Genomic DNA, 420 nt, shown 5'->3' with positions numbered 1-420 from the left:
AATAAATGTACCAACAGAAATAACAAGTCCAAATGAAACAGAGTATAAAGGTATAGTAAAAGACCAATACGGAAATGTAATGGATGAAAATATAAGTTGGTCATTAAAAGCACCAGTACCAGGAGTATGTATAAATCCTATAACAGGGTTATTGGAAGTAACCAACCAAGCAGATGCAGGAACCGTTGTAGTAGTGGCATCTAGCAATGGAGTGCAACAAGAAAAACAATTAGTAATAGAAAAAGTAGAACCAGAAGTAACAAATATCATTATAGATGGAGCTGACAGTATAAATGTACCAACCCAAGAAAATAGTCCAGAAACAACAGATTATAATGCAGTAATAAAAGATCAGTATGGAAATGTACTGAATAAAGATGTAAGTTGGTCGTTAAAAACACCAGCAAATGGAGTAAGTAT

General features: G+C 33.3%; 1 protein-coding gene. It reads left to right on the top strand.

Annotated elements, in window-relative coordinates; all coding sequences use genetic code 11:
• A partial coding sequence (locus QMG30_RS24850; RefSeq protein WP_281819922.1) for a hypothetical protein occupies positions 1-420 on the top strand: 420 nt, incomplete at both ends.

This window comes from Vallitalea longa, from assembly GCF_027923465.1.
Taxonomy (GTDB): Bacteria; Bacillota; Clostridia; order Lachnospirales; family Vallitaleaceae; genus Vallitalea; species Vallitalea longa.
The sequence above is the reverse complement of the archived record's forward strand: the minus strand, read 5'-3'. Positions and strand labels throughout refer to the sequence as shown.